This window comes from Terrabacter sp. MAHUQ-38, from assembly GCF_014518425.1.
Classification (GTDB): Bacteria; Actinomycetota; Actinomycetes; order Actinomycetales; family Dermatophilaceae; genus Terrabacter.
In genome coordinates this window covers 1-17,027 of sequence record NZ_JACVCU010000001.1, presented here as the reverse complement: position 1 = coordinate 17,027, position 17,027 = coordinate 1, and the positions used below count along the sequence as shown (strand labels likewise).

Sequence of the window (17,027 nt, the reverse complement as noted above, 5' to 3'; positions counted from 1 at the left end):
GACCAGACGTCCGTGCTCGCTCGTCCTCGCCCGCCGCGCCCGGACGCTCAGAGTCCGTGCGTGCGCGACACGAGGGCCTGGTAGCGCGCCACGACGTCGGCGTGCGCCTGCTCGTCACCCGGCTCGACGGCATACTCCGAGTCGATCTCGAGCGTCCACGTCGGCGGCTCGGCCTCTCGGGACAACGCCCACGCCGCCTGGCGCGCGGCGCCGACGCCGACGTACTCGGCCGGGGCCGGCACGACGACCGGTGCGCGGAAGAGCCCGGGCGCGATCTCACGGACGGCGCGTGACGCGGCTGCGCCACCGATGAGCAGGACCCGCCGAACCTCGACGTCGCGGTCGCGCAGCGCGTCGACGCCGGCGACGAGGTTGCACAGCATTCCCTCGACGGCTGCCCGGGCGAGGTTCTCCGGCGTCGCGTTCGACCGGGTCAGTCCGCTCAGCGTGCCCGTCGCGTCGGGCAGGTCGGGCGTCCGCTCGCCGTCGAGGTAGGGCAGGAGGCTGAGGCCCCCGGCGCCCGGGCTCGCCTGCAGCGCAAGGCGGTCGAGCTCGCCGAGGTCGACCCCGAGCATCGACGCAGCGGCCGTCAGGACGCGTGCGGCGTTGAGGGTGCACATCAGCGGCAGGTGGTGCCCGGTCGCGTCGGCGAACCCCGCGATGGCCCCCGTCTCGTCGCGGATCGCCGAGCGATGCGGCGTGAAGACCGTGCCGCTCGTGCCCAATGAGACGACGACGTCCCCGGGGTGGAGCGTCAGGCCGAGGGCAGCGCCCATGTTGTCGCCGGTGCCCGCCGCGACGAGGACACCCTCGGACGTAGCTCCTGCGGCCTCGGCCGGTGCCAGCACGTCTGGAACGCCGACGACCCGGCCGAAGGCGCGCTCGAGCAGGTCGAGGCGGTAGTCACCGTCGGCTGCCGACCAGTAGCCGGTGCCGGACGCGTCGCCGCGGTCCGTGGTCCAGCGCTCGAAACCGTTGCCCTGCTGGAGGATTCGGCCGGTGAGCCAGTCGTGAGGGAGGACGACCCGGGCGACCCGGTCGGCCAGCTCCGGCTCGTTCTCGGCGAGCCAGCGCAGCTTCGTCACCGTGAAGCTCGCGACCGGCACCAGGCCCACCGCGTCAACCCACGCGCCCACGCCGCCGAGCTCCTCCGTGAGGTCGTGGGCAGCGCCGGCGCTTCGCGTGTCGTTCCAGAGGAGCGCGTCGCGCACGACCGTGCCGTCCTCGTCGAGCGTCACCATGCCGTGCTGCTGGCCGCCCACGGCGACGGCGGCCACCCCGTCGAGGATGCCGCCGTCACTGGCCTGCTGGTAGGCCTCCCACCATCGGTCGGGATGCACCTCCGTGCCGTCGGGGTGCGGTGCCCGGGCGGTGCGGACGACCCGCCCCGTCTCCGCGTCACAGACGACGATCTTCGTCGACTGGGTCGAGCTGTCGACCCCTGCGACGAGGGTCTGGCTGTCGGTCACGTGTCCACCCGGCTGCTCCATGACTGAAGAGTCTCCCGTGCGCCCTTCGTATGCAAGGCCGAGAGTGCGTCCGTGAACACCGCGGTGAACCGCTCGTCGTCGACGAGGCCGCCGAAGAGGTCGCGGTCGCGTAGGAAGGCGAGCGGGTCGTCGCCGTGCTTGGCGGCGGCGGCCATGACGCGGTCCTTGACCCGGTCGACGACCTCGATCGGGTCGCCCTGCTCGTCGACACCCTCGGCGTAGCGGGCCCACGACGCGACGACGAGAGCCGACCGGTCGATCTCGCCGCCCGTCTCGAGGTTGCGGTTGATCACCGGCACGAGCCACTTCGGGATGCGGTCCGAGCTCTCGGCGCACAGTCGCGCCAGCGTGTCGCGGACCTCCGGGTTGGCGAACCGCGTGATGAGCTCGTGCCGGTACGCGTCGAGATCGACTCCCGGCACCTCCGGGAGCGTCGGGCTGCCCTCATGCTCCATGTAGCCGAGGAGGAAGTCGACGAAGAGCGGGTCCTGGCAGACCTCGTGGGCGTAGCGGTAGCCCGCGAGGTAGCCGAGGTAGCAGAGCGCCTGGTGGCTGGCGTTGAGCAGGCGCAGCTTCATCAGCTCGTACGGCACGACGTCATCGACGAGCTGCACACCGGCCTGCTCGAAGGGCGGTCGGCCGTCGCTGAAGTGGTCCTCGAGCACCCACTGCGTGAACGGCTCGCACACGACGGGCCACGCGTCGTCGACGCCGAACTCCTCGGAGAGGTGGCCGACGTCCTCCGGTGCGGTCACCGGCGTGATGCGGTCGACCATGCCGTTCGGGAAGAAGACGTGCTCGTCCATCCAGTCGGCGAGCGACGGGTCCTTCAGGCGCGCGAACGCCGTCATCATCGTGCGCGCGACGTCCCCGTTGCCCGGGAGGTTGTCGCACGACATGACCGTGAACGGCTTGGCACCTGCCGCGCGTCGAGCCGCGAGGCCCGCGACGACGTAGCCGAAGACGGTACGCGGGAGCGCGCCCTCCTCGAGGTCGGCGCGGATCGACGGGTCGTCGGCATCGAACGCGCCGGTCACCTGGTTGACGAGGTAGCCGCCCTCCGTGATCGTCAGCGACACGATGCGGGTGCGTGGGTCGGCGAGCCGGTCGACGACCGCCTGCGGGTCGTCGGGCGCGAACATCAGCTCCACGATGCTCCCGATGACCCGGGGCTCGCGCCGCCCGTCGGGGTGCTTGACGACGAGGGTGTAGAGGCCGTCCTGCGCGGTCAGGGTGTCCATGATGCGCCGGTCGTGCGGCAGGGCCCCGACCCCGCAGATGCCCCAGTCGAGCGCGAGCCCGTCGTTCATGAGCCGGTCGACGTACATGGCCTGGTGCGCCCGGTGGAAGCCCCCGACGCCGAAGTGGACGATGCCGGCGGTGACCGCTTCCCGGTCGTATGCCGGGCGGCCCACCTGCGCGGGCAGGTCCCCGAGCGTCGCCGCGGACAGGGTGGTCGCACCGGCACCGCTCATCGGACGGCACCCATCGACAGGCCCTGCACGAGCTTGTCCTGCGCCGCGAACCCGGCCACGAGCACGGGCAGGGACACGACGAGGGAGGCCGCGCAGACCTTGGCGAGGAAGAGGCCCTGGCTCGTCACGAAGCCGGTGAGGAAGACCGGCGCCGTGCCGGCCGTCGTGCCGGTGAGCACGCGCGCCAGCAGCAGCTCGTTCCAGCTGAAGATGAAGCAGATGAGCGCGGCCGACGCGATGCCCGGCATCACGACGGGGGCGATGACGTCACGCAGGGTCCGGGTGAGGCTCGCGCCGTCGACCTGGGCCGCCTCGAGCATCTCGACCGGCACCTCGGCGAGGAACGAGCGAAGCATCCACACGGCGATCGGGAGGTTCATCGAGGTGTACAGGACGATGAGCAGCCAGATGTTGTCGAGCAGGCGGACCTGCTGGGCGAAGAGGTAGATCGGCAGGATGCCGGCCACGATCGGCAGCATCTTCGTGCTGAGGAAGAAGAACAGCACGTCGGTCCACTTGCGCACCGGGCGGATCGACAGCGCGTACGCCGCCGGGAACGCGAGGAGCAGCACGAGGATCGTCGAGATGACGCTCGCCGTCAGCGAGTTGAGCAGCGACGGCCACGGTCCCGCGTCGAAGAAGGTCTGGTAGCCCTCGAGGCTGAGCGGTGCGAAGACGCTCGGCGGGTTCGTCGCCGCGTCGGTCTCCTTGTGGAACGACGTGAGCGCCATCCACAGCACCGGCATCGCGAAGAGCAGGCCGATGACCCAGGCGAGCACGCCGAGCAGCGCCGCCTTCTTGGGGGGCCTGCGGTGGACGATCTGGGCGCCGGCCGCGCCGCGGGCGCCTGCGGGGGCGGACGGCATACGCGAGGTGGTGGACGTCTGCGTGGCGCTCATCGGGTCTCCTCCTTGAACAGGCTGAACGCGGTGCGGAGGGCCAGCGTCGCGATGATGATCGTGCCGATCACGACGACGACGCCTGCGGCAGAGGCCCGCCCGTAGTCCTGGGCGGTGTAGAAGGTCTGGTAGATGAAGTACGGCAGGTTGGCCGTGCCGAGGCCACCGGACGTGATCGTGAAGACGTGGTCGAAGTTCTGCACCACGTAGATCGCACCGAGCAGCGCGGACAGCTCGATGTACTGGCGCAGGTGCGGGAGCGTCATGCTCTTGAAGATCTGCACGTTGCTGGCGCCGTCGATGCGGGCGGCCTCGACGACGTCGAGCGGGCGGCTCTGCAGTCCGGCGAGCAGGATCAGCATCATGAACGGCGTCCACTGCCACACGAGTGCCGCGATGATCGCCCACAGCGGGTTGTTCGTGATCCAGTCGGGCTGTGGCGCGTTCTCGCCGAAGACCGCCTTGAGCAGGCCGTTGAAGAGGCCGTACTCCGGGTTGTAGAGCGCGTGCTTCCAGAGCAGCGCCGCGGCGACCGGCACGATGAGGAACGGTGTGATCATGAGCGTGCGCACGATGCCGCGGCCCCGGAACTTCCGGTCGAGCAGCAGCGCGATGCCGAGCCCGAGCAGCAGGCTGATCACCACGACCGAGACGGTCAGCAGGACGGTCACGACGACGGCCTGGCGGGTGTTCGTGTCGGTGAAGACGCGACGGAAGTTGTCGAGACCGGCGAACCCGCGCTCGTCCGGGTAGTAGGCGTTCCAGTTCATGAACGAGACGACCAGCGTCGCCAGGAACGGCAGCTGGGTCAGGATGATGACGAAGACCAGTGCGGGCAGCAGCGGTGCGCGCCGCGCCCAGTCACCGGCTTTCGCGAGGGACGTCGAGCGCTCGCGCGACTCGGTCGACGGAGTGGGTGGCGTGGCCTCGGGGGCCTGGGTCGTCGTGCTCACTGGTCACCCTCCCGTGCCTTGTAGCGTTCTGCCACGTCCTCGGCGAGGGCCTGGCCGTTGTCGAGAGCCTCGTCGACACTCGTCTTGCCGGCGATGGCAGAGCTGATCTCCTGGCTCACCTGCGTGCCGAGGTCGGGGAACTCGGGGATGTCGACGAACTGGACGCCGAGGGCGGGGCGCGGCTGGACGCCCGGGTTGGCCGGGTCGGCCGACTCGATGGCGGCCTTCGTCGGTTCGGCGAAGGCCTTGGCCTCGGCGAGGTACTCAGGGTTCTCGTAGGTCGAAGCGCGCTTGCCGGCGGGCACGCGCGACCAGCCGAGCTGCTGTCCGACGAGCTGCTCGTACTCCTTGCTCGAGGCCCAGGACACGAACTTCCAGGCGTTCTCCTGCTTGGTGCTCGCGGCCTGGATGCCCCACGACCATGCGTAGAGCCAGCCCGCGCTCTTGGTCTTCACGACCGGCGCGGGCGCGTAGCCGAGCTTGCCGCGGACGGGGGAGTCCTTGGCCTCGAGCGATCCCGCGGCGGACGTCGCGTCGTACCACATGGCGGCGGAGCCCTGGGTGAGGTTGTTGAGGCACTCGGTGAAGCCGGCCTGCGGTGCGCCGTTCTCGCCGTGCTCACGGACGAGGTCGACGTAGAAGTTCACGGCCTCCTTGAACTCGGGGGCGTTCACCTTGGGCGTCCAGTCCTTCTCGAACCACGTGCCGCCGAACGTGTTGACGACGGTCGTGAGCGGCGCGAAGACCTGGCCCCAACCGGGCTGGCCACGCAGGCAGATCCCGGCCATGCCGGGCTGGGCGCCGTCGACCTTGGCCGCGATGTCGGCGACCTCCTGCCACGTCGGCTTGGCCGGCATCGTCACGCCCTTGGCCTCGAGGATGTCCTTGCGGTACATGAGGAAGGACGACTCGCCGTAGAAGGGCTCTCCGTAGATCTTGCCCTCATGCGACAGCGAGACCTGCATCGGCTTGAGGATGTCGGCCTGGTCGAACTGCGTGTCCTGGGCCAGGAAGCCGTCGAGCGGGCTGAGCCACTTCGCCTGGGCGTAGATGGGGATCTCGAAGTTGGAGACGGTGGCGACGTCGTACTGCCCCGCCTGGCTCGAGAACTCCTGGCTGATCTTGTCGCGGACGTCGTTCTCGGGCAGCACCGTGAAGTTCACCGTGATGCCCGTCTTGGCCGTGAAGTACTTCGCCGTGAGCTGCTGCAGGTCGACCATCTGCGGGTTGTTGACCATGAGCACGCTGATGCTGTCGGGCCCGCCCCCGCCGATGCCGCCCCCGCCCCATCCGGCGCACGCCGACAGGCCGGCGACGACACCCGTCGTCAGCCCCACCACCAGCACGCGCCGACCGGCACCTCGTCGTCGGTGCCCGACCTCGCCTCGTCGCACGTCTCCTCCTTGAGTTCGCTCGTTTGAGCGCTGCTGCGCACATATGAGTAAAGTGACTGACGTCAGCGCTGTCAACCGTCCGTCCGAACTCCGGGGGTCCGGTCACGGGCGAGGCGCGCAGGCGTCAGACTTCAGGCGTGAAGGAGACGGGGATGGAGCGACGAGGTCCGGCCGAGCTCGTGCTGGCGGCTGCCGTCGCACGCCGCCACTACCTCGCCGGCCAGTCGAAGATCGAGATCGCCGACGAGCTCGGCCTCAGCCGGTTCAAGGTCGCCCGCCTCATCGAGTTCGCCCGCGACTCGGGCATCGTGCGCATCGAGATCGTCGCCGACGGCGAGCTCGACCTCGACCGGTCCGCCCAGCTCCAGGAGCGCTACGGCCTGCGGCACGCAGTGGTCGTCGACGGGAGCCGGGTCGAGGCGGCGGCGCTCACCGTTCACCTCGGCGCCGCGGCCGCGCGCCTGTTGAGCGAGATCCTCACCGACGACGACGTCCTCGGCCTGCCGTGGTCACGCTCGGTCGACACGATGACCCGCGCGCTCGGCGACCTGCCCACCATCGACGTCGTGCAGCTGAGCGGTGCGATGGAGGTCGAGGGCCACGACAGCAGCGCCGTCGACATCGTCCGCCGCGCGGCGCGTGCGACGGGCGGGGGCTCGTCCATCTTCTACGCGCCGCTCCTGCTCGACGACGCGACCGGGGCCGCGACGCTGAGGCGTGAACCGCAGGTCGCCCGCGTCCTCGGCCAGGCCGCACGCGTCACCAAGGCCGTCATGGGCGTCGGCGCATGGGGCGCCGGCATGTCGACCGTCTTCGACGCCGTGTCGTCCACGGACCGCGACGAGATCCGGGCGCTCGGCATCATCGGCGAGCTCGCCGGCGTCTTCTTCGACGCCGAGGGCCGGCTCGTCGAGCCACCCCTCTCGCAGCGCATCGTGACGATCAGCGCCGAGGCGCTCCGCGGCATCGACGAGGTCATCGCGATCGTGTCCGGCAAGAGCAAGGGCGAGGCCGTCCGGGCGGCGCTCGCGGGTGGGCTGGTCAACGCTGTCGTCGCCGACGCGGCGCTGTGCGACGAGCTGCTCCGCCCCGCCTGACAGCTCGGCGACGCGTCGCCGGGCTGCCCACCAGTTGCCGAACTGCCCACCATCAGAGACGTCCCGGGGTCGCCCACCACGCTTTGGTGTGATGTGCTCGGCAGAGACGCCGCTACCCCCGCGTCGTGCTCTAGGTTCGTGAACCAGTGCCCCAGACCCGAGCGCGAAGGAGCCCAACGTGCAGATCGGTGTCCCCCGCGAGACCCGTGCCCGTGAGACGCGCGTCGCCGCGACGCCCAAGACCGTCGAGCAGCTCGTCGGGCTCGGCTACGACGTAGCCGTGGAGAGCGGCGCGGGTGAGGGGGCGAGCTTCTCCGACGAGGCGTATGCCGCCGCCGGCGCTCGCATCGTCGACGCGGAGCAGGCGTGGGGCTCGTCGATCGTGCACAAGGTCAACGCGCCGTCGGACGAGGAGATCGCGCGGCTGCGGCCCGGCACCGTCCTCGTCTCGCTGATGGCGCCGGCGATCAGTCCCGAGCTCGTCGAGAGGCTGCGTGCCGCGGGCGTGACGGCGATGGCGATGGACGCGGTGCCGCGCATCAGCCGGGCCCAGTCGCTCGACGTGTTGTCGTCGATGGCCAACATCGCCGGCTACCGGGCGGTGGTGGAGGCCGCGCACGAGTTCGGCTCGTTCTTCACCGGTCAGGTCACTGCGGCGGGCAAGGTGCCACCGGCGAAGGTCCTCGTCGCGGGTGCCGGCGTGGCTGGGCTGGCCGCGGTCGGCACGGCACGGTCGCTGGGCGCGATCGTGCGTGCGACCGATGCTCGCGCCGAGGTGGCCGAGCAGGTCGAGTCGATGGGCGCCGACTTCCTCGCCGTCGAGATGCCCGAGCGCGACGCGGCCCAGGCCTCCTCCGACGGCTACGCGCGGGAGATGGGTGAGGAGTACAACCGCCGCGCCGCCGAGCTCTACGCGTCGCAGGCGCCGGACGTGGACATCATCATCACGACGGCCCTCATCCCGGGACGGCCCGCGCCTCGCCTGATCACCGGTGAGATGGTCGCGTCGATGAAGCCGGGCTCGGTCATCGTCGACATGGCGGCCTCCAACGGCGGCAACGTCGAGGGGGCGGTCGCCGACGAGCTCGTCGTCACCGAGGGCGGCGTCAAGATCATCGGGTACACCGACCTCGCGGCCCGGCTGCCGACCCAGGCGAGCCAGCTCTACGGCACGAACCTCGTCAACCTGATGAAGCTGCTCACCCCGGGCAAGGACGGGCAGCTCGTCCTCGACTTCGACGACGTCGTGCAGCGCAACATGACGGTCGCCCGCGACGGTGAGCTGCTGTGGCCCCCGCCGGCCATCCAGGTCAGCGCGGCACCCGTCGCCAGCACATCATCGAGCCCGGCGGCATCCGGTAGGCAGGTCACGAAAGAGCCTGAGCCACCGAAGGACCCGCGGCGCAAGTACGTGGGGCTGGCGATCGGTGCGCTGGTGTTCGCGGCCATCGCCGCGGTGTCGCCGTCGAGCTTCCTGGGTCACTTCACGGTGTTCGCCCTGGCCGTCGTCGTGGGCTACTACGTCATCGGGCACGTGCACCACGCCCTGCACACGCCGCTGATGTCGGTGACCAACGCGATCAGTGGGATCATCGTCGTCGGTGCCCTGATCCAGCTGGGGCAGTGGGGCGGCGGGCTCGGCGCGGTCGTGGCGGTGCTGTCGTTCGTGGCGTGCCTCGTGGCCAGCATCAACATCTTCGGCGGGTTCCTCGTGACCCGCCGCATGCTCACGATGTTCCGGAAGGGCTGACCGCACATGACTGGGGTGGACACCGCACTCATCCAGGCCGCGTACATCATCGCGGCGATCCTGTTCATCCTGTCGCTCGCCGGCCTGTCGAAGCACGAGACGGCCAAGGACGGCAACGTCCTGGGCATGATCGGCATGGGCGTCGCACTCGTGGCCACGCTGTGGCTCGCGTTGCGGGGAGCCGCGTGGGGCAACGCGGTCGGGATCGCGGTGGCCATGGCCATCGGCGCCGTCATCGGCATCTGGCGCGCCCGCCGGGTCGAGATGACCGGCATGCCCGAGCTCATCGCGATGCTGCACAGCTTCGTCGGGGCCGCGGCCGTCCTCGTCGGCTTCAACACGTTCCTCGCCTCGGGGTCGGGTGCCGGTGAAGGTGGCGGCGACGGGGTGCACCTCGTCGAGATCTTCCTGGGCGTCTTCATCGGCGCCGTCACGTTCACCGGCTCGATCGTGGCCTTCCTCAAGCTGTCCGCGCGGATCTCGAGCAAGCCGCTCATGCTGCCTGCGCGGCACTGGCTGAACCTCGCCGCCGTGGTCGTCTCGTTCGGTCTGCTGGTGTGGTTCGTCGCCTCGCACTCCATCGTGCCGCTCGGGTTCATGACCGCGATCGCCCTCGCGTTCGGCTGGCACCTCGTCGCCTCCATCGGCGGCGGCGACATGCCCGTCGTCGTGTCGATGCTCAACAGCTACTCCGGGTGGGCCGCCGCCGCAGCCGGGTTCATGCTCGGCAACGACCTGCTCATCGTCACCGGTGCGCTCGTCGGCTCCTCCGGTGCGTACCTGTCCTACATCATGTGCAAGGCGATGAACCGGTCGTTCGTGTCGGTCATCGCCGGCGGCTTCGGCTCCGACGGCGCCGTCTCGGACGTCGACGTCGACTACGGCGAGCACCGCGAGACCAACGCCGAGGAGGTCGCCGACCTTCTCACGCACGCCGGGTCTGTGGTCATCACGCCCGGCTACGGCATGGCCGTCGCGCAGGCGCAGTACCCCGTCGCCGAGCTGACGGCGAAGCTGCGCGAGAAGGGCGTCGACGTCCGGTTCGGCATCCACCCGGTCGCCGGCCGGCTGCCCGGGCACATGAACGTCCTGCTCGCCGAGGCCCGGGTGCCCTACGACATCGTGCTCGAGATGGACGAGATCAACGACGACTTCCCCGGCACCGACGTCGTGCTCGTCATCGGCGCCAACGACACTGTCAACCCGTCCGCGGCCGAGGACCCCACCAGCCCGATCGCCGGGATGCCGGTGCTGCAGGTCTGGAACGCCAAGGACGTCGTCGTGTTCAAGCGCTCGATGAACGCGGGCTACGCCGGGGTCCAGAACCCGCTCTTCTTCCGGGACAACTCGGCCATGCTCTTCGGCGACGCCAAGGAACGCGTCGAGGACATCATCAAGGCCCTCTGATCACTTCCCCGCCGAACGCCGCGTTCGTTCTCGAACGCGCTGTTAGGACACTGAGTTGGCCACCGAACGCCGCGTTGGGGGCCGGGATCGGGGCTGTGGCGCGCTACTGATCAGGCCGGAATACCTCGCGAGTCACGGAGGGCGGCCTCGATCCGCGCTCTCACCAGAGCGGGCCGTGCCAGGTCCGCCCGCGTGAGCCGAACAACCACGTAGCCAAGGCGCCGCAGCTCGTCCTCGCGAAGCTTTTCCTGGAAGTTGGCGCGGGCCGCCTCCGGATTGAGCTCCGGGTCGTACTTCACCTTGCCGTCGAACTCGACGAGCACGTTGCTGCCCTCGATGAGGAAGTCGGCGTAGAACACGCGGCCGGGCTGCTCACGTCGCCTCACCTCGTGCTGAGGTGTGAATGCATACCCCAAGCTGCGCAGGACATGGGCAGTGAGCGTCTCGCCGGGCGACTCGTGCCGACCGTCGCACCACGGGAGGGCGGTCCTGGCCCGGGTTACACCACGCTGTCCGGCGAGCGCACCCAGAGCCGCCGCCAGGCGCCTCGGGGTCGTGAGCTTGCGTCCCAGCAGGTGGTCCGCGACGACCAGCATGCCGAGCTGACTGCGAAGCCCGACCTGGACGGCAGCCAGGCCGACGTCGACGGTCGCGCCTCGGTGGTCCAGGCCCGCACCATCGACCCGCTCATGGACGTGCACCCGACTGAATGCCCGGAACGGACGCTCTGGGTCGCGCCACATGAGGTGCACCGTGCCCCAGTCGATGTCTTCGTCTGGAAGTCCCAGCAGTGCGACGGCCGAGCAGTGCGACGCCATGACTGCGTCGCCGTACTCCTGGAGGAGCGCGGTGACTCGGAGCTTGTGGCGGTGCTTGTCCGTCGTCGGCCGCAACACCGAGTACCACCCGCGGTGCAGCGGATGGCACTCACCGCGCGACACCAGGCTGCGCAGAAGGGCGCTGCTGATGCCGTTCTCGCGAGCGGTGGCTGCGGAGAAGACTCCGGAGTTGGCGAGCTGGCGCAGGTGCATGCGACCCATGCTGACTGCATGCGGCCCCCGCCTGCAGAAGGCCTGTGGACAACCACACCTTCGACAACCGAACGCGGCCTTCGGTCTCGAAAACTGTGTTCTAACACTGAGTTCGAGACCGAACGCCGCGTTCGGTGAGGCGATCGGCAGAGGCGGGCGGGTGAGTCAGCGCTCGCCGAGGAGCGCGTCCTCCGCGGGCTGCTCCTCGCCTGTTGCGAGCTTGCTGTGGCTGCGCGAGTAGGCGAAGTAGATGATGAATCCCAGGCCCATCCAGATGAGGAAGCGGATCCACGTCTCGAGGCTGAGATTGAGGATCAGGTAGAAGCAGAACGCCGCCGAGAGCCACGGCACCCACGGGTTGCCCGGCACCTTGAACGCCCGGTGCAGGTCCGGGCGGCGCTTGCGCAGGATCGGCACGGCCAGCGACACGAGGATGAACGCCGCGAGCGTGCCGATGTTGACCATCTCCTCGAGCGTGCCGATCGGGGTGATGCTCGCTGCCACTGCGACGATGCCACCGATGATGAGGGTGAGCTTGACCGGTGTGCCGGTGTTGGGGTTGGTGACACCGAGGCCCGACGGCAGCAGCTTGTCGCGGCTCATCGCGAACGTCACGCGGGTCGCGCCGATGATCAGGGTCATGACCACGGTCGTCAGACCCGCGACGGCGCCCGCTGAGATCAGCGTGGCGAAGCCGTCCTTGCCGACGACGATGAAGGCGTTCGCGAGAGCTGCCTTCGGGTCGATCTCGCTGTACTTCTGCATTCCCGTGATGACGAGGGCGACGGCGACGTAGAGGATCGTGCAGATCACGAGCGAGCCGATGATCCCTCGGGGGAGGTCGCGCTGTGGGTTCTTGGCCTCCTCGGCCGTCGTCGCGACGACGTCGAACCCGATGTAGGCGAAGAAGACCAGCGCGGCCGCCGACATGATGCCGAGCACGCCGAAGGTCGCCGGGGTCATGCCCGTGATGAGCTGGAGGACGGGAGCGTGGATCCCCTCGGAACCCTTCGCGCCGGGCGCGGACGCGGGGATGAACGGAGTCCAGTTGTCACGGTTGACGAAGCCGATGCCCGCGATGATGACGAAGAGCACGATGAAGAGCTTGACGCCCACGAGCACGAGGTTGACGCGGAGCGACTCCTTGATGCCCTTGGCGACGAGCAGCGTGAGAGCCACGACGAGCAGGAACGCCGGCAGGTCGAAGTGCCAGCCCTCTGCCGGTCCGAGCGAAGCCGGCCACGTGACGCCGAGCTGCTTGAGCAGGGTGACGAAGTAGGTCGACCAGCCCTGGGCCACGACACTGGCGCCGAGCATGAGCTCGAGCAGCAGGTCCCAGCCGATCGCCCAGGCGACGATCTCACCGAGGGTCGCGTAGGAGAACGTGTAGGCCGATCCCGAGACGGGAACGGTCGACGCGAACTCCGCGTAGCAGAGGGCGGCCAGGCCACAGACGACCGCACCGAGAACGAAGGAGTAGACGACCGCGGGGCCGGCGTACTGCTGGGCCGCCCTGCCGGTCACGGTGAAGATGCCGGCACCGATGATGACGCCGATACCGAAGACGGTGAGGTCGAGCGCCGTGAGGCGGCGCTTCAGGTGGTGGTCGGCCTCATCAGCCGCGGCCATGGACTGCTCGACCGTTTTCGTGCGGAACAGGCTCATGCGGACCTCCGAGCGGGTCGTCGGAAACAGGCGGATCACGACAAACTATCGGTGCGCGCGGCCGCCCTGCGAGTCCTGTCCGTCAGTCCTCGTGCTGCGGCCAGATCGGCCCGGTGTCGGCGCCGCGCCGACGACGCTTGATGTCGTCGCTCTCGTAGACCGTCTCGGGCTTGGACGGCGGCTGGATCGGGACGGCCCGCGAGTACGAGTCCAGCCGGTCCTGGATCGGGTTGTGTGTCCGGTGCACGTCCGGGTAGTCACCGCTGACGGCGGAGACGATCGGGCTGACCGGCGGGAGGGGGCCACCGGGGCTGCCGGGGGCGCCGCCTGTGCCGTCGCCGAGGTCACCGAGGTCCTCGAAGTCCTCGTCGCCCGGAGGCGGCACGATGTGGAAGATCTCCGCGCAGATGTCGCGGTAGGTCTGGTCGGGGTTGGGCACCCACTTGACCTCACGCATGGCCTGGTCCTGGCCCGCGCTCTCGAGGACGAACTTGCCGTAGCCGAGGAACTGCCCGGGGATCGACCGGACGTAGCTCATGTCGGTGACCTTGAGGAGCGGCATCATCGCGACCTTGTGCGTGATCAGCCCGTAGCGCAGCAGGAGCCGCTTGTCGGTGGCGACGAACCAGTTGTGGCTCCAGTCGAGGAAGCACCAGACGAGCCGCGCGAGGAGCGCGAAGAAGAGCCACCAGAAGATCGTGCCGAGCGCCTGGGTGGCCTTGGTGACGTTGGAGTCGACCCAGATCGCGGCCGCGAAGCCGAGGGTTGTCGTGGCCACCGGCTCGGCGAGCTTGGCCCAGTGCGCGTGGACGGCCGTGACGAGCTTCTCGCCCGGGAGCAGGATCGGGGCGAGCCCTGTCGGGACCTCCGTGCTCCGTCGCAGTGCCATGGGCTCAGTCTGCTCGCATCATCGGTTCAACAAGGAGCTGAAGAACTGGAGTATCGCGTTGAAGCCGTCGACGAGGACGCCCCAGATGTTGCTCACGATGTCGGCGGCCTTGTCAGGGGAGGTGAACACGGCGTAGACGAAGAACGCGAGCACGATGATCGTGATGATCTTCTTGGCCTTGGGGCCCATGGTGTGTCGCTCCTTGGAGGGAAGGTGCGGCGGGCTGCCCTGACAGCCCTCCGGCACAGGGGTGGGACCAGTGTGCCGTACGTGGCTGGTGGGGCCGCGCACCCCACCCGCGTGTTGCGGTGGTCGTGCGGGGCCTGTGCGCGCCGTATCCTCCTCGCGTGTCGCGAACGCCAGCGTATGCCGCCGAGCTGCGCGCTGCCCTGCGGCATGCAGTGCGGGGCGTGGACGAGCGTGAGCTGGCCCGGGCGACGGAGGCCCTCGTCTCGCGCTACCGCTCGGTGGCGCCGGCCTCGGCGCCGATCCTCGCGTCGCGGGTGCACGTCGCGGCGTATGCCGCCTACCGTATGCCGGCGACCCACGCGGCGCTCTCGCGAGTGCTCGGGTACGTCGCAGGTCGCGGAGTGGCGCCGCGCACCCTGCTCGACCTCGGCGGCGGCACGGGTGCGGCGGCGTGGGCTGCCGCGGGCGCCTTCGACTCGATCGAGACGATCACGGTGCTCGACCAGGTCGAGGACGCGCTCGCGCTCGGTCGCGAGCTCGTGGTCCATGCGCCCGTTCCGGCGCTGGTGGGGGCCTCCTTCCGACGGGCGGTCGCGGGCGCCTGGCCCGATGTCGATGCGGACCTGGTGACTGTGTCGTATGTCCTCAGCGAGCTCGACGAGAGCGCGCAGGCGGGGCTCGTCTCCGACGCGATGCGGCGGGGGCAAACCGTCGTCGTCGTCGAGCCGGGCACGCCGGACGGCTACGGCCGCGTGCTGAGGGCGCGGGACACCTTCATCGATGCGGGCTGGACTCTCGTCGGCCCGTGCCCCCACTCGACGGAATGTCCTCTCGCGAAAGGGGACTGGTGTCACTTTGCGGCGCGCGTCAACCGGTCCGCCGAGCACCGGCGTCTCAAGGGTGCGGAGCTCTCGTACGAGGACGAGAAGTTCTCGTGGGTCGCCGCTGCAGCGCCGGGAACCGTTGAACCGCAGGCGAGCCCGGGCCGCATTCTGCGGCATCCGTTGAAACGCAAAGGTTTCGTCGAGTTCCAGGTGTGTCGACCCGACGGCACCGCGGGGCGCGAGGTCGTGTCGAAGAAGGCGGGGGAGCGCTACCGCGAGGCGCGCGACGCCGAGTGGGGCGACCCGCTGCCCTGAGCGGACGGCATACGCCGAAGACGTCAGACCAGGCCGTAGAGGCGGTCGCCGGCGTCGCCGAGCCCGGGGACGATGTAGCCCTTCTCGTTGAGCTTCTCGTCGACCGTGCCGAGCACGACCTTGACGGGGACGTCGAGCTTGCTCGTCTCGGCCTCGAGGTGGGCGACGCCCTCGGGGGCGGCGAGCAGGCAGACCGCGGTGATGTCGCGGGCGCCGCGCTCGACGAGGAACTTGATGGCGTCGGCCATCGAGCCACCCGTGGCGAGCATCGGGTCCAAGACGAAGACCTGACGGCCGGTGAGGTCGTCGGGCAGCCGGTTCGCGTAGGTGACGGCCTCGAGGGTCTCCTCGTTGCGCTGCATGCCGAGGAACCCGACCTCGGCGCTCGGCAGCATCCGCACCATGCCCTCGAGCATGCCGAGGCCGGCCCGGAGGATCGGGACGATGAGCGGCTTGGGGTTGCTGAGCTTGATGCCGGTCGTCGGTGCCACAGGCGTCTCGATCTCGAAGGGCTCGACGCGGACGTCGCGCGTCGCCTCGTATGCCAGCAGCGTCATGAGCTCCTCGGCCAGGCGTCGGAAGGTGGGGCTGTCGGTCCGCTTGTCGCGCAGGTAGGTCAGCTTGTGGGCGATGAGCGGGTGGTCTGCGACGTGGACGTCCATGGGTGGAAACTTAGCGCGTGGCCAAGCGATCCGAGACCCCCATCAACGGCTCCGACCCGACGCCGGAGACGTATGCCGCCTGGCTGGGCCAGGCGCTCGACCTAGCGGCGGCGACGGTTGGCTCGCAGGACGTGCCGGTCGGCGCGCTCGTGCTCGACCCGGACGGCGCGGTCCTCGGTCGCGGGCGCAACGTGCGGGAGGAGCTTGGCGACCCGACCGGCCACGCCGAGGTGGTCGCGGTGCGGGAGGCGGCGGCTGCCACCGGGTCGTGGCGGCTCGAGGGATGCACGCTCGTCGTGACGCTGGAGCCGTGCGTGATGTGCGCCGGCGCGGCCATGGCGGCCCGGCTGGAGCGGGTCGTGTTCGGGGCCTGGGACCCCAAGGCGGGGGCCTGCGGTTCGGTCTGGGACCTGACCCGCGACCCCCTCGCGACGCACAACGTGGACGTCGTCGGCGGGGTGCGGGCGGAGGAGTCAGCGGCCTTGCTTGTCGATTTCTTCGAGGGCCGGAGGCTCGGGTAAGGTCTCTCCCGGTGGCGTGTCCGAGCGGCCTAAGGAGCACGCCTCGAAAGCGTGTGTGGGGGTGACTCCACCGTGGGTTCAAATCCCACCGCCACCGCCAAATGACTGAGGGACCCGACACGCTTTTCGTCGGGTCCCTCAGTCATTTTTGTTGGACGCTGCGGGATTTGGGAGGAGTGTGCGAGACGCCGAGGAACGAGGCGGCTCACCAACGACGGATCCCACCGCCACCACCGTCACCTGCGGAAACGCCGGTCGGAGCTTGGAGCTCCGGCCGGCGTCTCCCGGTGGGGGCCACGGCCTTCCTGCGTGCCGGGTGGGGCGGCGAGTGTCTAGCCTTTGACGGCTCCGGAGGTCATGCCGCGGATGAAGTACCGCTGTAGGGAGAGGAAGACGAGGACCGGCACGATGATCGTGACGAAGCCGGCTGCGGGGATGAGCTCGCGGCCTTGACCGGTCTGGCCTT

15 protein-coding genes and 1 tRNA gene are annotated in these 17,027 nt (G+C 69.7%); 6 read left to right on the top strand and 10 right to left on the bottom strand.

Annotation, left to right across the window (positions count from 1 at the left end; translation table 11 throughout):
• Positions 1 to 47: 47 nt before the first annotated feature.
• The 5 genes from xylB to H9I49_RS00065 are packed head-to-tail and all read right to left on the bottom strand — an operon-like array spanning position 48 to position 6,157.
• Complete coding sequence (gene xylB, locus H9I49_RS00085) at positions 48 to 1,490, bottom strand: xylulokinase (RefSeq protein WP_188028257.1); 1,443 nt, start codon at positions 1,488 to 1,490, stop codon at positions 48 to 50.
• Entirely contained in the window at positions 1,466 to 2,965 is a 1,500-nt protein-coding gene (locus H9I49_RS00080) for a mannitol dehydrogenase family protein (RefSeq protein WP_188028256.1), read from the bottom strand. The genes xylB and H9I49_RS00080 overlap by 25 nt, the downstream gene beginning before the upstream one ends.
• Complete coding sequence (locus tag H9I49_RS00075; protein WP_223128202.1) at positions 2,962 to 3,864, bottom strand: carbohydrate ABC transporter permease; 903 nt, start codon at positions 3,862 to 3,864, stop codon at positions 2,962 to 2,964. The genes H9I49_RS00080 and H9I49_RS00075 overlap by 4 nt, the downstream gene beginning before the upstream one ends.
• Positions 3,861 to 4,817, bottom strand: a complete 957-nt coding sequence (locus tag H9I49_RS00070; RefSeq protein ID WP_188028255.1) for a carbohydrate ABC transporter permease — start codon at positions 4,815 to 4,817, stop codon at positions 3,861 to 3,863. Before H9I49_RS00070 ends, H9I49_RS00075 begins: the two co-directional genes overlap by 4 nt.
• Positions 4,814 to 6,157, bottom strand: coding sequence for a sugar ABC transporter substrate-binding protein (locus H9I49_RS00065; protein WP_370587461.1), 1,344 nt, complete (start codon positions 6,155 to 6,157; stop codon positions 4,814 to 4,816). Before H9I49_RS00065 ends, H9I49_RS00070 begins: the two co-directional genes overlap by 4 nt.
• A 206-nt stretch (positions 6,158 to 6,363) precedes the next feature.
• On the opposite strand from H9I49_RS00065, the gene H9I49_RS00060 reads away from it, so the two are divergent.
• From H9I49_RS00060 to pntB, 3 genes are all read left to right on the top strand, one after another.
• On the top strand, positions 6,364 to 7,308 hold the full coding sequence (locus H9I49_RS00060) for a sugar-binding transcriptional regulator (protein ID WP_188028254.1): 945 nt from the start codon (positions 6,364 to 6,366) through the stop codon (positions 7,306 to 7,308).
• A gap of 178 nt (positions 7,309 to 7,486) precedes the next feature.
• Entirely contained in the window at positions 7,487 to 9,058 is a 1,572-nt protein-coding gene (locus tag H9I49_RS00055; protein WP_188028253.1) for a Re/Si-specific NAD(P)(+) transhydrogenase subunit alpha, read from the top strand.
• 6 nt (positions 9,059 to 9,064) lie between these two features.
• Positions 9,065 to 10,465: a Re/Si-specific NAD(P)(+) transhydrogenase subunit beta gene (gene pntB / locus H9I49_RS00050; protein ID WP_223128201.1), complete on the top strand. Its 1,401-nt coding sequence runs from the start codon at positions 9,065 to 9,067 to the stop codon at positions 10,463 to 10,465.
• 110 nt (positions 10,466 to 10,575) lie between these two features.
• Here the strand turns inward: pntB and H9I49_RS00045 are convergent, their stop codons facing one another.
• The 4 genes from H9I49_RS00045 to H9I49_RS00030 form a co-directional block, all read right to left on the bottom strand.
• Complete coding sequence (locus H9I49_RS00045) at positions 10,576 to 11,505, bottom strand: hypothetical protein (protein WP_188028252.1); 930 nt, start codon at positions 11,503 to 11,505, stop codon at positions 10,576 to 10,578.
• 156 nt (positions 11,506 to 11,661) lie between these two features.
• Positions 11,662 to 13,161 carry an amino acid permease gene (locus H9I49_RS00040; protein WP_188028251.1) on the bottom strand — a complete coding sequence of 500 codons (1,500 nt, stop codon included), beginning with the start codon at positions 13,159 to 13,161 and terminating at the stop codon, positions 11,662 to 11,664.
• Between the two features lie 82 nt (positions 13,162 to 13,243).
• Positions 13,244 to 14,050 (bottom strand): PH domain-containing protein, encoded by an 807-nt coding sequence (locus tag H9I49_RS00035; RefSeq protein ID WP_188028250.1) that lies wholly within the window; start codon positions 14,048 to 14,050, stop codon positions 13,244 to 13,246.
• A gap of 18 nt (positions 14,051 to 14,068) precedes the next feature.
• Positions 14,069 to 14,239 (bottom strand): TcpD family membrane protein, encoded by a 171-nt coding sequence (locus H9I49_RS00030; RefSeq protein ID WP_188028249.1) that lies wholly within the window; start codon positions 14,237 to 14,239, stop codon positions 14,069 to 14,071.
• Positions 14,240 to 14,397: 158 nt separating this feature from the next.
• On the opposite strand from H9I49_RS00030, the gene H9I49_RS00025 reads away from it, so the two are divergent.
• Entirely contained in the window at positions 14,398 to 15,378 is a 981-nt protein-coding gene (locus H9I49_RS00025; RefSeq protein WP_370587370.1) for a small ribosomal subunit Rsm22 family protein, read from the top strand.
• Between the two features lie 23 nt (positions 15,379 to 15,401).
• Here H9I49_RS00025 and upp read toward each other — a convergent pair whose 3' ends face one another.
• Positions 15,402 to 16,040, bottom strand: coding sequence for a uracil phosphoribosyltransferase (gene upp / locus H9I49_RS00020; RefSeq protein ID WP_188028248.1), 639 nt, complete (start codon positions 16,038 to 16,040; stop codon positions 15,402 to 15,404).
• A gap of 17 nt (positions 16,041 to 16,057) precedes the next feature.
• On the opposite strand from upp, the gene H9I49_RS00015 reads away from it, so the two are divergent.
• Positions 16,058 to 16,561, top strand: coding sequence for a nucleoside deaminase (locus H9I49_RS00015; RefSeq protein ID WP_188028247.1), 504 nt, complete (start codon positions 16,058 to 16,060; stop codon positions 16,559 to 16,561).
• Positions 16,562 to 16,571: 10 nt separating this feature from the next.
• A tRNA-Ser gene (locus H9I49_RS00010) sits at positions 16,572 to 16,661 on the top strand.
• Positions 16,662 to 17,027: the final 366 nt, after the last annotated feature.